General features: G+C 37.0%; 12 protein-coding genes and 2 other annotated features. Of the genes, 1 reads left to right on the plus strand and 11 read right to left on the minus strand.

Going from position 1 to position 14,169, the window contains the following annotated elements:
• From AC1DTM_RS10845 to zapA, 8 genes are all read right to left on the minus strand, one after another.
• Positions 1-881 (minus strand): NEAT domain-containing protein (locus tag AC1DTM_RS10845; protein WP_477000221.1); only part of this gene is annotated, 881 nt, incomplete at its 3' end.
• Between the two features lie 24 nt (positions 882-905).
• A complete protein-coding gene (isdC, locus tag AC1DTM_RS10850) occupies positions 906-1,616 on the minus strand; it encodes a heme uptake protein IsdC (protein ID WP_088099558.1) in 711 nt (236 codons plus the stop codon).
• Between the two features lie 491 nt (positions 1,617-2,107).
• Complete coding sequence (brnQ6, locus tag AC1DTM_RS10855) at positions 2,108-3,433, minus strand: branched-chain amino acid transport system II carrier protein BrnQ6 (RefSeq protein WP_016106304.1); 1,326 nt, start codon at positions 3,431-3,433, stop codon at positions 2,108-2,110.
• Between the two features lie 118 nt (positions 3,434-3,551).
• Positions 3,552-3,803 (minus strand) — a binding site (T-box leader).
• A 107-nt stretch (positions 3,804-3,910) separates the two neighbouring features.
• The gene (locus AC1DTM_RS10860) at positions 3,911-4,600 is read right to left on the minus strand and encodes a 23S rRNA pseudouridine(2604) synthase RluF (protein ID WP_016106305.1); all 690 of its coding nucleotides are present in this window, start codon (positions 4,598-4,600) and stop codon (positions 3,911-3,913) included.
• A 196-nt stretch (positions 4,601-4,796) separates the two neighbouring features.
• A complete protein-coding gene (locus AC1DTM_RS10865) occupies positions 4,797-7,157 on the minus strand; it encodes an endonuclease MutS2 (RefSeq protein WP_016106306.1) in 2,361 nt (786 codons plus the stop codon).
• Positions 7,158-7,176: 19 nt separating this feature from the next.
• Positions 7,177-8,895: a DNA polymerase/3'-5' exonuclease PolX gene (polX, locus tag AC1DTM_RS10870; protein ID WP_477000222.1), complete on the minus strand. Its 1,719-nt coding sequence runs from the start codon at positions 8,893-8,895 to the stop codon at positions 7,177-7,179.
• 55 nt (positions 8,896-8,950) lie between these two features.
• Positions 8,951-9,490, minus strand: a complete 540-nt coding sequence (locus AC1DTM_RS10875; RefSeq protein WP_002015450.1) for a CvpA family protein — start codon at positions 9,488-9,490, stop codon at positions 8,951-8,953.
• 2 nt (positions 9,491-9,492) lie between these two features.
• Complete coding sequence (gene zapA / locus AC1DTM_RS10880) at positions 9,493-9,762, minus strand: cell division protein ZapA (RefSeq protein ID WP_002112165.1); 270 nt, start codon at positions 9,760-9,762, stop codon at positions 9,493-9,495.
• A 123-nt stretch (positions 9,763-9,885) separates the two neighbouring features.
• On the opposite strand from zapA, the gene rnhC reads away from it, so the two are divergent.
• A complete protein-coding gene (gene rnhC / locus AC1DTM_RS10885) occupies positions 9,886-10,824 on the plus strand; it encodes a ribonuclease HIII (RefSeq protein ID WP_016106308.1) in 939 nt (312 codons plus the stop codon).
• Between the two features lie 217 nt (positions 10,825-11,041).
• On the opposite strand, the gene AC1DTM_RS10890 is transcribed toward rnhC, so the two are convergent.
• The 3 genes from AC1DTM_RS10890 to asnS form a co-directional block, all read right to left on the minus strand.
• On the minus strand, positions 11,042-11,176 hold the full coding sequence (locus AC1DTM_RS10890; protein ID WP_002112167.1) for a YuzL family protein: 135 nt from the start codon (positions 11,174-11,176) through the stop codon (positions 11,042-11,044).
• 82 nt (positions 11,177-11,258) lie between these two features.
• Positions 11,259-12,161, minus strand: a complete 903-nt coding sequence (locus tag AC1DTM_RS10895; protein WP_016106309.1) for an SDR family oxidoreductase — start codon at positions 12,159-12,161, stop codon at positions 11,259-11,261.
• Between the two features lie 129 nt (positions 12,162-12,290).
• On the minus strand, positions 12,291-13,682 hold the full coding sequence (asnS, locus tag AC1DTM_RS10900; protein WP_016106310.1) for an asparagine--tRNA ligase: 1,392 nt from the start codon (positions 13,680-13,682) through the stop codon (positions 12,291-12,293).
• A 52-nt stretch (positions 13,683-13,734) separates the two neighbouring features.
• Positions 13,735-13,986, minus strand: a binding site (T-box leader).
• Positions 13,987-14,169: the final 183 nt, after the last annotated feature.

Here is a 14,169-nt window from a genome sequence, read left to right on the forward strand (position 1 = left end):
ACCTCAATAAATACTTTTGTATTTATTTTTTTAGATAAATCATCCACTTCAAATTCTACGACTCTTGTACCTTTTTCTTTATCTTCACTCACTACTTTTGCATCAACAAATGCACCATCTTTTTCCATTTGGAAGTTTTTAATTAATGAGCTACTTTTTAGTGTTACGATTGCTTTTTTCTTACCATTCTCTACTTTCAATACTCCTGGATTTTCCATGTAAGTATTCATTTTAGATTCTTCATCTGTTTTATCTTTTAACACTTTAAAGGGAATGCTGTACGCACCATCTTTAATTGTGTTAGAATTTGGTTGTTGATCTGAGTCAGGCTTTTGGTCGGGCTTCTGACTTGGATCCGGATTTTCATTTGGATCTGGCTTATTAGCTGGGTCCTCTTTTTCATCTGGTTTTTCTACATGAATTGGTGTAATGCTATTTTGGTCGAATGAAATACGAATGTCATAGTAATGATGATAATTAAAAGCATCAATATCAACTTTTACTTTCGCATTTAATATTTTCTCTACATCTTCTACATCAAATTCTACTACTCTTGTATCGCTCTCTGTATCTTCACTAACTACATTTACATCAACGAATTGACTACCTTTTTCTGTTTCAAATTTCGTAATCCATGAACTATGCGTTAACGTAAAGGATACTTTCTTTTTCCCATCCTTCACTTTCAAAGTCCCCGGGCTTATAGAATATTGATTCATCATTGATTCTTCATCTGATGTATCTTTCAAAACTTTGAAACCAATTGAATATTCACCGTCAGCTAAAGTTGTAGCTGCTTGAACTGCAAGTGGTTGTAGCGTTGATACGAATGTAAAAATCGTTAGAAACATTGCAACAACAATTTTTAAATACCTGTTCAATAGAATGACTCTCCTTTTTAAAATTTATTTACTTAACTTCACTTTACGAACTAAGAAAACACCTGAGATTAAAACTAACGCTGCAAATAATCCGATACGTGCTTCGTCGCCTGTTTTTGGATTATCTATTTTTTCAGCTTTTCCACTTTCATTTGTTTCTTTTTTTGTATCTTTATTTGTTTCTTTGTTATCTACTTTCGTTTTCTCTTCTTTTACTTGTGTATCTTTTTTAGTTTCATCATTATTTTTTGTTGCAGCAGCTACATTGTTATCGCCGCCTACAGCTTTTACATTCGCATCAAACGCAAAGCGAACTGTGTAATGATGGTCGTAGTTTGCACTTGGTACAACAACATGAATTTTTACTCCTAACGGTTTAGATAAATCATCAACTTTAAATTCAACCGTTCTTTTATCTGCTGCTTCGTCTTTGCTAATTACTTTTGAATCAACGAAATTACCATTATCTGGTGCTTTAAATTCTGTAATCCAAGCACTATGATTCATTGGAACTTGTACTCTCATCTCACCATTTTTTACAATTAACTTAGCTGGTTTTTCAAAATAATCATTTGCCATTGAAGCTGAATCATCTTCCGCCTTTTTGATAACGTAGTTAATATCGTAAGTACCATCAGCTAATTTTGCTGAGGCTTGTCCAGATGGTATTACGAGAAAAGCTAGCATACATACTAACGTTATAATAAATGCGGGTAATACTGAAAACTTTCTCATTTTGCTTACTTCCTCCTTGTTTATCTTTCGTTTTATAATTTGAAAATGATAATTATTCTCAATTTATAAGAAAAAAAATAATCTCTTCTACCTTTATTTCATTGTCATTACTTTATGTAATGTAAGTATCGTTGATTATCATTCTCACTAAAGGTCAAAAAATATAATATCCCTCTATATTCCCTATAAAAAGCACTCTAAAATAATTCAATCTCTTTACTGATTATCATTCTCAACAGACCACAAAAAAAATAAACTACCTAATTCTATTGTTCTATCACCTCTTCTTCCAAAAATGATATAGTCATAGAAAACCTCTTCCCCTGCTCCCCTCACTTCCCTTCCAATATTTCCACAACTAAGTCAATCTTAGCCTAATGCTAATTTTATTGTCAACTATATTACGTATAATTTTTTTAATATCTAAATTTTTTTATATACGGCTTTTTCTACAAAAAAAGAGGCTTCCTTTCATAGAAAGCCTCTTTTCTCTATTTTTCTACAGCAATTTCTTGCTTTTGAAACTTAGAAACTATATAACCAATTCCTATACCGATCATACCTGGAACTAGCCAACCAATCCCTACGCTATATAATGGGATTTTATCTAAAATAGGTGTTAGTTCTGCAATTTGAAGATCTGCATTGTGTAATCCATCAAAGAAGCTAATCGCAAATGATCCTACAATACCACCTACATACATCGCTAATGGAAGACGAACGTAGTTTTCAACGAGTGATAATACGATCAATACGATACCAATTGGATAAATTGCAATTAAAATTGGCAATGCTAATGCATTTAACTGAGTTAAACCAAGATTCGCTACCATAAATGCTAATACACAAAAAATGAAAACAACTTTTTGATAAGAAAGCTTCGGTAATAACGAAGAGAAATATTCTCCACAAGCTGCAACAATACCAACAGAAGTTGTTAAACATGCTGCTGTAATTGCGATGCCTAGTAATAACATTCCGTAATTACCAAATAAATGATTTACGACGTTTGTTAAAATGATCCCTCCGTTTGCTCCCATTCCAAGTGAAACACTAGAAGCTCCAAGGTAAGCAAGCGCCAAATAAACAAGAAGTAAACCAAGTGCTGCAATAAATCCTGCAAAGATTGTTACTTTCGCAATACTGTTCTTATTTGTAATACCTTTTGCTTTTAAAGCACTAATGACAACATTTCCGAAAACGAGTGCTGCAAGTCCATCTAAAGTTAAATATCCGTCGATAAAACCTTTAAAAAGAGGAGCACTATACGCTTCTGTCGGTGCACCAAACTCTCCCATTGGCGTAATAATTGCTTTACCTACAATAATTGCAATAACAGCTAACAAAATTGGAGTTAACACTTTACCGATGCGTCCCACTAATTTCGATGGGTTTAAAGCTAAATAGAAAGTTACTGCAAAGTAAATAAGTGTAAAGATAACAAGTGGATATGATTGACCAGCTATTTCACTTGGTAAAAACGGTGCAACACTCATTTCGTAAGCAACTGTTCCTGTACGTGGAACACTTACGAATACGCCTAAACATAAGTAAATTGCAGTGATAAAAACAAGTGCGAATATAGGATGTACACGTCCTGCTAATTCATTAATATCTCCCTTTAGAGCTATAACAATAACCCCTAATAAAGGCAGTCCTACACCTGTTACGATAAAGCCAAATAACGCGATCCATACATCTGTTCCAGCACCTTGTCCTAACGCTGGTGGGAAAATCATATTACCTGCACCGAAAAATAGTGCAAATAACATTAAACTTATTGCAAACATCTCAGAAAACTTTAAAGATGATTTCATTTCTACTAACCTCCTAAATAATTATCTGATTAACAAAATATTCTGAATCAAAGTCCGTCACATATCCTCTTTCAAGCATACTTCCCTATAAAAGAACGCAAAAAACACCCGTCCCTAACAAAGGGACGAGTGTTGAAATCGTGGTTCCACCCTTATTCTAATAAAATGAATTTATAACGAAATAAGCTCATTTTATAGCTCGTGTAAATTGATAACGGTTTTATCCGCCAAGAATTACAATGCATCATGCAGTTCACTCTTGAAGTTTAGAGGTGGTAAGTTTGTCTTTCCGTATTAGGAAGCTCACAGCCTAAGGCTTCCCTCTCTGAGAATCGTCAAAAACAACTCATGTCCTCATCATTACTTTTATAAAATATCTTGTCGAAACTTGTTGTTTTTTATTATATGGGCTATTTTTTAAAAAATCAATAGTTTTATTTTTTCTGACAAAAAAATATAGGGAGAAAACTTTTCTCCCTATAACTGCCCTATTAATATTTCTAATTCGTCAGCTGTAATGTTTCGCCATTTTCCAGATTCTAGTCCATTCAGCTCTATATTCATAATGCGTACTCGCTTTAGCTTTGTTACAGTAAACCCGAAAGCACGGCTCATTCTGCGAATTTGCCTGTTCATTCCTTGGGTTAAAACGATGCGAAATGTTGATTGATCGACTCTTATCACTTTACATGGCTTTGTTATTCCATCTTTAATCTTTACACCACTGGACATCATATCAATAAACCAATCTGTAAAAGGCTTATCAACCGTAACAACATATTCTTTCTCATGCTCATAATCACCGTGTAGAATTCGATTGGCAATCGTGCCGTCATTCGTTAATAAAATGAGTCCTTCCGACGCTTTATCTAACCGTCCAACAGGAAAGATTCGCTCTGGGTAATTGATATAATCAATAATATTATCTTCAATATGATCAGCTGCTGTACAAGTAATTCCAACTGGTTTATGAAAGGCGATATACACCTTTTCCTTCTCTTCTTTTGCAATAACCTGTCCATCAATCGTTACAACATCACCATCGCTCACGATTGTACCGTGCGTGCAAATTTCACCGTTAATCGCGATACGTCCTGCTTTAATAAGACGGTCTGTTTCGCGTCTTGAGCAGGATTTTACTTCGCTTATGTATTGGTTGATTTTCATGTTTTATTCCTTTTCTTATAGATTAAAAGCGTCAATCCATGGCAATATCATTATGCCAAGATTGACGCTCCTTTACTTCGCAAAAACAACTAAATAAATTACCCCAATCACCAAAAATATTCCGCAACAAGCTAACAATACTTTTGCAAGTTTGTCCATAAACATATAATGGTTTCCCCTTTTGTTTGGTTGTTTGCTATTTTAATTCGACAACTGTTACGCCTAGGCCTCCCTCGCCCATGTCACCGTAGCGGTAGTTTTTCACGCCGCGATGTTTCTTCAAGTAATCTTGTACACCTTGGCGAAGCGCTCCTGTTCCTTTACCGTGAATAATTGACACACGAGGATAGCTTGCAAGCTGTGCATCGTCTAAATATTTTTCAACGCGCATCATTGCATCTTCATAACGTTCACCGCGAAGGTCTAGCTCTAACGACACGTGATAATCTCTACCCTTCACACTTGCGACTGCTTTTTTCTCAGTTTGCTTCGGTGTATTAATGTATTCCATATTGGATTCTTTCACTTTCATCTTCAGAATACCAATTTGTACGCTCCACTCTGTATCACTTACTTTTTCAAGCAATTGACCTTTTTGACCGAACGTTAACACTTTTACTTCATCACCTGGTCGTAATTGTTGTTTCGGCGCTGTATTTTTCACATTTACTTTTTGTTTCTTCACAAGCTCTGGCGCTGCCCCTTCTAGACGGCTCTTCGCTTCAATAAGCTCATGGTCTTTCACATTTACAAGCTGCGCTTTACGCAATTGACGAAGTTCATGAATAATGCCTTCTGCTTCTTTCTTCGCAGCTTCGACTTTTTCTTCCCCTTCTTTTTGCGCTTTTAATAATTTTCCATCGCGCTCATCGTTAAATTCAATAATTTGACGCTGTAATTCACGATGAAGTTTTTCAGATTGCTTACGATGTTCTTCCGCTTCTTTTCGTTCGCGCTCTGCATTTTTTTGGCTTTCTTCTAGCTTTGCAATCATATTTTCGATTTTATTCGTATCTGTACTAATATGATTACGAGCGCGATCAATAACGCGATCAGACAAACCAAGACGCTTCGAAATTTCAAAGGCGTTACTACGTCCTGGTACACCGATTAATAATTTGTACGTTGGGCTTAATGTATTCACATCGAACTCAACGCTCGCATTAATAACTTGCTCACGATTGTATCCATATGCTTTTAATTCTGGGTAATGCGTCGTTGCAACAACGCGAGCACCACGGTTACATACTTCATCTAAAATAGAAATCGCTAGTGCAGCCCCTTCTTGCGGATCTGTCCCAGCACCTAATTCATCAAATAGGACTAAACTTTCAAAATCAGCTTTTTCTAAAATATCTACAATGTTTACCATATGAGAAGAGAATGTACTTAAATTTTGTTCAATCGATTGCTCATCACCGATATCAGCAAAGATGTTTTTAAATACACATATCTCTGATTCATCCATTACCGGAATATGAAGACCAGATTGCGCCATTAAGACACAAATACCGACTGTTTTCAGTGTAACTGTTTTACCACCTGTATTCGGTCCTGTAATAACGATTGTTGTAAAGTCTTTACCAAGCATAATGTTATTTGGCACGATAATTTCCGGATCAATAAGCGGATGGCGTGCTTGTTTTAAATCCATGTAGCGTTCATTATTTACGATTGGCTTCGTCGCTTTAATTCGCTTCGCATAAAGAGCTTTCGCAAAAATAAAATCAAGATTTGCAACTACTTCTACGTTTGATAAAATGATATCAGCTTCCACTGCTACTTCTTCTGTTAGCATCATTAAAATGCGTTCTACTTCTTGTTTTTCTTTCACACGTGCTTCTTGAAGCGCATTATTTAATTCCACGATTACTTGCGGTTCGATAAATAACGTTTGTCCAGAAGCAGATTGATCGTGAACAATACCACCATATACGCCGCGGTATTCTTGTTTTACTGGGATTACGTAACGTTCGTTACGAATCGTTACAATTGCGTCTGATAACATTTTTTGTGCGTTTGAAGAACGCGTCATGTTTTCTAATTTCTCACGAATACGGCTTTCCGCAGTACGAATTTGGTTACGAATACCACGCAATTTGTCACTTGCGCTATCGACTACTTCACCGCCGTCACCGATACAGTTTGTAATTTTCTTTTCTAAATCATATAAAGATACAATTTGCGCGACATGTCCTTCTAGAATTGGAAGCTCTACGCCATTCTCAGCCATGTCTTCAATAAATCGTTTCATCTGGCGGCTACCATACATCGTACTTGCGATTTCGATTAACTCATGCGGACTTAACATACTTCCAATTTTCGCACGCTTAACATTTGAGCGAATATCAGAAATCCCTCCAAGTGGTACATGTCCTTTTAAACGGATAACTTTCGCTGCCTCATCCGTTGTTTCTTGCAGTTCCACAATTTCTTCAAAATCTGTGCTTGGCACTAAATTCTTCACTTTATCACGACCAAGTGAAGATGCTGTATGTTCAAGTAATTGTTCTTTTACTTTATTGTATTCTAATACACGCAACGTTCTTTCTAACATGTTGCAGGTCCCCCTTGTGTTACTTATTACGTTTAATATAGTCTAATAAACGTTCAATATCCCATGTGTTAATCACGTTATCTTTTTGAATCCAACCTTTACGTGCTGCCGCTACACCTGTTTCCATATCTTCTAACATTTCAAGTGTATGAGCATCCGTATTAATCGCTACTTTTACACCAGCATCTTGTGCTTGTTTTAATAATTTCGCACTTAAATCTAGACGGTTTGGATTTGCATTTAATTCTAAAATTGTATTTGTTTCTTTTGCGAGCTGAATTAATAAATCTGTATCTACATCGTAACCCTCACGGCGCCCAAGAAGACGTCCTGTCGGATGGGCAATCATTGTCACATGTTTATTCTCAAGTGCAGTGCGAAGACGTTTCATAATCGTTTCACGGTCTTGTGAGAAGCTAGAGTGAATGGCTCCAATGACATAATCTAGTTCTGCTAATACTTCATCATCAAAATCAAGTGTCGCATCTGGTAAAATGTCCATTTCGATTCCGCGCAAAATTGTAATTTCTGGATACTTTTCATTCATACGTTCAATTTCTTTCGCTTGTTCACGAAGACGCTCTTTCGTTAAACCGTTCGCTACTTTCAAGTATTGCGAGTGATCAGTAATTGCCATAAATTTATACCCACGAGCACGACATGCTTGTACCATTTCCTCAATTGAAAAAGCACCGTCACTCCACGTTGTATGCATATGTAAATCACCCTGTATATCAGAGAACTGAATTAAGTTCGGATACTCTTTAATTAATTCAATTTCTTTTCCATCTTCACGCACTTCTGGTGGGATGAATGGAAGACCGAAATGAGCGAAGAAATCCTCTTCCGTTTCAAATGTTTTCACTTCACCTGTTTCTAAGTTTTCTACACCGTACTCACTAATTTTCTCGCCTCTATCTTTCGCAATTTGGCGCATTTTTACGTTATGGTCTTTTGATCCTGTGAAATGGTGAAGAGTTGTAATAAACTCTTCTGGTTTTACTAAGCGGAAGTCAATTGAAATATCATATTCATATTGAAGACGAACAGATACTTTCGTATCTCCACTTGCAATCACTTCAATCATATTATCAAATTGTAGTAAATGTTCACGTACTACTGCTGGCTCTGTCGTTGCAATGATGAAATCTAAGTCCTTCACTGTCTCACGAACACGGCGTAAACTACCAGCACGTGAGAAACGGATTATTTCAGCAACATTCGACAATTTCTCCTCTATTTCCCCGGCAATAGGCAATACCATCGCAATTGGTAAACGCTCTGGACGAGAGCCTACTTGATCAATTGCTTCTAATATTTTCTCTTCTGTTTTCTTACCAAATCCAGCTAAAGCTTGTACTTTATTTTCTTCACAAACAGCTTTTAACGTTTCCATATCAACAACACCAAGTTCTTTGTATAACTTGGCCACCTTCTTACCACCAAGGCCTGGTAGTTTTAATAGTGGTAATAAACTGCTTGGCACTTCTTTTTCAAGTTCTTGTAGTACTTCAGATGTTCCCGATTCTATATATTCTTGAATAACTGCTGCCGTTCCTTTTCCGATACCTGGAATCTTTGTGAAATCTTCAATTTCAGAAAGACTACGGTCATCACTTTCTAGCGCTGCCGCCGCTTTACGGAATGCAGATATTTTAAATGGATTTGCGCCCTTTAGTTCCATAAACAGGCCGATTGTCTCTAGTAATTTGATAACTTGTTTTTTATTCACTTTCATCATTGCCCCGCCTTTCTTTCATAGAAAAAAACTTCTCTTTCCGAAAAAAGAGAAGTTACACTCTGCTACCTGTCTGCCATAGTTCCTTCACCTTTTCAGAAAGAATCGGTGTATCGTCTACAATTATTTTGCTAATTGATGATTTTTGTAATGGTGTTTGTATTTGTTCAATTGGAAGAATTGATCCAACAATAATTAAGACAAACAGAATGATATACACTTCTAAAAAGCCAAGAAGTGCCCCAGCAACCGCATTGACTTGCTTTAAAACTGGGATTTCTGCAAACATATTCAGTAAATTACCAAGTAGTGAAAGTGCGATTTTTGTAATAATAAATAATACGATAAACGCAATTGCTTGATAGAAGACACCCTCAATATTATTCGCATCTATCCATTCTGGAACAGAAACATTCTTATCAAATGGATACGGAATAATTTTCGCAAGTGCTGGCGCTAAATCTTTACAATACCAGTATGCAACGAGGTATGCGATAATAAAGCTTGTTAACTTTACAAGTTGCAAAATAAATCCTCTGCGTAAACCGAGGAAGAATCCCATAACAAGCAATAAAATGATAATAATATCAATCATGTTTATTCAATTCCTTTTTGTGTCATACTTTCTTTCAATTTCTCATGTTCTTCTTTTAATTTTATGTAATCGTGTATGACGTTTACCGCCGTCAATACCGCTAGTCTACTCGTATCAAGCGAAGGATTCTTGGCATTGAGTTCGCGCATTTTATCATCCACAATCGCTGCTACCATGCGGATATGACTTGTACTTTCATCGCCAACAACTGAATATTGTTGACCATATATTTCTACATTAATTCGACTTTTATTTCCCTTTTGTTGTGACAACTCACCGGCCTCCAATCACGTACAGAATCCTAAAGTTTATCATACCATGAACCATCATAATATGGAAACAGAAAGAACAATCCGATATGATAAAAATAACAACATAAAAAAGGAGCGACCATTTTGTCAAATTCTATCGTAATACAAACAAGTTCTACAGTAATTGAAGACATGAAACAACAATACAAACAAGCACTTAGCCCCAAAATTCCGCAAGGCGGTATCTTTATGGCAAAGGTTCCATCTTGCACAATTACAGCTTATAAATCAGGGAAAGTGATGTTTCAAGGTGGACGTGCTGAAGCAGAAGCTTCTCGTTGGCAAACCGTCTCTCAAACACCAAAATCAGCTGTAAAAAAATCGGTCAATTCACATCGTTATGCGCCGCCCGCTTCCATCGGCACAATGTCTATTCTAGGATCAGACGAAGTAGGTACTGGTGATTATTTCGGACCGATGACAGTAGTTGCTGTATATGTGGATGCGAAGCAAATTCCACTTTTAAAAGAACTCGGTGTAAAAGACTCCAAAAACTTAAATGATGCTCAAATTGCTGAGATTGCAAAACAACTCCTTCACGTTGTTCCTTACAGCTCCCTCGTTCTTCATAATGAAAAATATAACGAGCTATTTGATAAAGGAAACAACCAAGGTAAACTGAAGGCTTTACTGCATAACAAAGCCATCACAAACTTATTGGCTAAAATTGCACCTACAACACCTGAGGGTATCTTAATCGACCAATTTACACAGCCTGATACATACTATAAATATTTAGCGAAACAAAAACAGGTACAGCGTGAAAATGTTTATTTCGCTACAAAAGGTGAAAGTGTCCATTTAGCAGTAGCCGCCGCTTCTATTTTAGCTCGTTACTCATTCGTAAAACAATTTGACGAACTAAGCAAAAAAGCTGGTATGCAACTTCCGAAAGGTGCTGGTAAACAAGTTGATATTGCCGCTGCTAAATTAATTCAAAAAGTCGGTAAAGAAAGACTACCTGAGTTTGTGAAAGTGCATTTTGCTAATACAGAGAAGGCGTTTCGGTTACTGAAAAAATAACTACTTTTTAGTATCGACAGGATATGGATGAACTAAACAAGGCGAAAAGAATTGAATTCTTTTCGCCTTTTATGAATGAAAAATGGATAAATAGGATCTCACACGTTCCTATTTTTGCCGCACTTCTTATTTATATCTATATATTTAAATTTAATCTGATATATATTCATTTACTATTCACCTAAAAAAGAGAGTCTCCATGACTCCCTTTTTATGTTTAACTTCGTTTCTGCTTCTTATTTGATGAAGGTACTTTATAAGAACCCGTTTCATGCGTAGTCGTTCCTTGTCCTTCCACTTCCGGAGAACCTAAGCTTGATCTAGAATGGTCTGTTTTCACTTTCTTACTCATTACAATCACCCCCAAGATTACTTTTCACTTAAGAGTAAAAAACTATTCAGCATAACCATCTGAACATATACTGGCTACTCTTTTATCCTCCTGTCTGTTTTTCACTAATGTCCCATAGACGTTTTGCGGCATCCTTATCCAAGGCAGCTTCAGACATTTTTCCTATTTGCTTATCGGCATAGTAATAACCACTATGATTAGTAAATTCRGTTGATTCTGCTAGCCATACTAGAGTTTCAGCACCTTTCTCGGGTGTACGAGAGAAAGGTTTCATTGCTGCCATAGTTAAGCGAGCAACTAGACCATTGTCCTGGTTGAAATTCGTAGCCACTAGCCCTGGATCGAAGCTGTATGCACTAACACCCGTCCCCTCCAACCGCTTTGCCAATTCAGCGGTAAATAAAATATTTGCTAGTTTTGATTGCGCATAACGCATTGTAGGACCACCCATGAATTTCTTAGCACCACGATACAGTTGTTCTGCATCTAAATCACCGAAATCAATTCCCTTTTTAGTCATTTTGTGACCGTGAGATGCGGTGGTGATAACACGAGCAGGAGCACTTTCTTTTAAACGCTCCAACAGCAAATTAGTGATTAGGAATGGACCTAAATGGTTAACCGCCCAAGTCATCTCCAAATCGTCCTCTGTAAGCTGCCTTGTTTGAAATAAAGCACCAGCATTATTCACTAATATATCTATTCTCGGACACCTTTCTAAAATATCAGTAGCTACCCGGCGTATAGATTGTTGGGAAGCCATATCAGCTAAAAATAGATCTATCATCACATCCCCATTCGTTACATCCTTAATTTGAGCAATAGCATCATTCGCTTTTGCCTCGTTGCGTGCAATAATTCCTAGCTTGGCACCGCGCTCCGCAAATGCCTTAGCTGCCGCTAATCCAATACCACTTGTTGCACCAGTGATTACTATATACTTGTCACGCAATGTCCACTTTGTATGACTTGGAATTTCCCCCATTGTACAAAAACCCCTTCCCTTGCCCATAAATATTTCATTCGTTTTACTATATGTGAGAGATGAACGAACCTATGAACAACATTTTTCCAAACAAAAAAAGCGAGAGCAGTTGCTCTCGCTTTTTTCATCTTAAAACTCAGAAGAACCTGGAGTTCTTGGGAATGGAATTACGTCACGGATGTTAGCCATACCAGTGATGTACATTAGGAAGCGCTCGAAACCTAGACCGAATCCAGCGTGTTTTGTACCGCCGTATTTTCTAAGTTCTAAGTACCACCAGTAGTCCTCTTCGTTCATACCTAATTCTTTAATTCTGTCTACTAAAACGTCCATTCTTTCTTCACGTTGGCTACCGCCGATTAATTCGCCGATGCCAGGAACTAGAAGGTCAGTAGCTGCTACTGTTTTACCATCTTCGTTCATACGCATGTAGAATGCTTTAATGTCTTTCGGATAGTCAGTTACGAATACAGGGCGTTTGAAGATTTCTTCTGATAAGTATCTTTCGTGCTCTGTTTGTAAGTCAATACCCCATTCTACTGGGTATTTGAATTCAGCACCTGATTCTTGAAGTACTTTAATTGCTTCTGTATAAGTGATGCGACCGAAGTCAGAGTTGATCACGTTGTTCATGCGCTCTAGAACTGTTTTATCAACGAAGCTGTTGAAGAAGTCCATTTCTTCTGGTGCATGCTCTAGTACGTATTTCATTGCATATTTCAGCATATCTTCTGTAAGATCCATTACATCACCTAATTCAGCGAATGCAATCTCAGGCTCAACCATCCAGAACTCCGCTGCGTGGCGAGTTGTGTTTGAGTTTTCTGCACGGAATGTAGGTCCGAACGTGTACACATCACGGAATGCTAATGCATAAGCTTCAGCGTTAAGTTGTCCACTTACTGTTAAGTTTGTTTCTTTACCGAAGAAGTCTTTTGCTTCGTCAACTTGTCCGTCTTCACCTTTTGGTACGTTGTTTAAGTCTTGCGTTGTTACGCGGAACATTTCGCCTGCACCTTCTGTATCACTACCAGTGATGATTGGTGTATGAACATGTACGAATCCACGCTCTTGGAAGAATTGGTGAATTGCAAATGCTGCGATAGAACGCACGCGGAATGTTGCAGAGAATGCGTTTGTTCTTGGACGTAAGTGAGCGATTGTACGTAAGTATTCAAACGTGTGACGCTTCTTTTGAAGTGGGTAATCAGAATCTGATAAGCCCTCGATATCAATTTTTTCTGCTTTAATTTCAAATGGTTGCTTCGCTCCAGGTGTTGCAATTACTTTACCTTCTACTTTAACTGAAGAGCTTAGTGGAAGCTTTGCAATTTCTTTGAAGTTCTCTAATTCTGTATCGAAAACGATTTGAACACCTTTGAAGAAGCTACCGTCGTTTAATTCGATGAAACCAAATGCTTTTGAATCACGTAAGTTACGAATCCAACCCGATACTTGTACTGTTTGATCTGCGTATTTATCTGTATCTCTATACAGACTTTTTACTAATGTGTTTTCCATAGTAAAATTCTCCTTTACTCATATATTTAAATACAAAAAAACCTTTCATCCATAAAGGGACGAAAGGTTAAACTTCGCGGTACCACCCAATTTGTCATAAAGACCAACTTTAACTCGTATGTAATACATACTTCCCGGTTTGTAACAGGCCGGATTCCCGTCTAAGTCTACTCTTGAATACAAGTTTCAATTTCGGTTAGCAACTCCAAGGTGTTCTTCACATATACCGCCTCATCAGGCTCTCACCGCCCCTGACTCGCTTTAGATTATAGTATATACTACTTTTCCTTATCATCGTCTTTCGTTTTGTTAAACTAAAATTAATGTACTACATTCGAGGGAAAGATGCAAGACGCCAGAAAATATATCAGCGATTTTTGCAATATATCGACCGCAACTTCAAATATATCAGCGATTTTTATAATATATCGACTTACCAACAACTTTCGACAATCCCATCATAAAAAAAAATTGCCGGAATTAATCC

The sequence above is a fragment of the Bacillus sp. P4_D3 genome (assembly GCF_056401855.1).

Coding starts and splice junctions, on each gene's coding strand:
- AC1DTM_RS10860 (WP_016106305.1), bottom strand. CDS start 4,600: ATGAAAATCAACCAATACATAAGCGAAGTAAAATCCTGCTCAAGACGC.
- asnS (WP_016106310.1), bottom strand. CDS start 13,682: ATGGAAAACACATTAGTAAAAAGTCTGTATAGAGATACAGATAAATAC.
- polX (WP_477000222.1), bottom strand. CDS start 8,895: ATGAAAGTGAATAAAAAACAAGTTATCAAATTACTAGAGACAATCGGC.
- brnQ6 (WP_016106304.1), bottom strand. CDS start 3,433: ATGAAATCATCTTTAAAGTTTTCTGAGATGTTTGCAATAAGTTTAATG.
- AC1DTM_RS10865 (WP_016106306.1), bottom strand. CDS start 7,157: ATGTTAGAAAGAACGTTGCGTGTATTAGAATACAATAAAGTAAAAGAA.
- AC1DTM_RS10890 (WP_002112167.1), bottom strand. CDS start 11,176: ATGAGTAAGAAAGTGAAAACAGACCATTCTAGATCAAGCTTAGGTTCT.
- isdC (WP_088099558.1), bottom strand. CDS start 1,616: ATGAGAAAGTTTTCAGTATTACCCGCATTTATTATAACGTTAGTATGT.
- AC1DTM_RS10875 (WP_002015450.1), bottom strand. CDS start 9,490: ATGATTGATATTATTATCATTTTATTGCTTGTTATGGGATTCTTCCTC.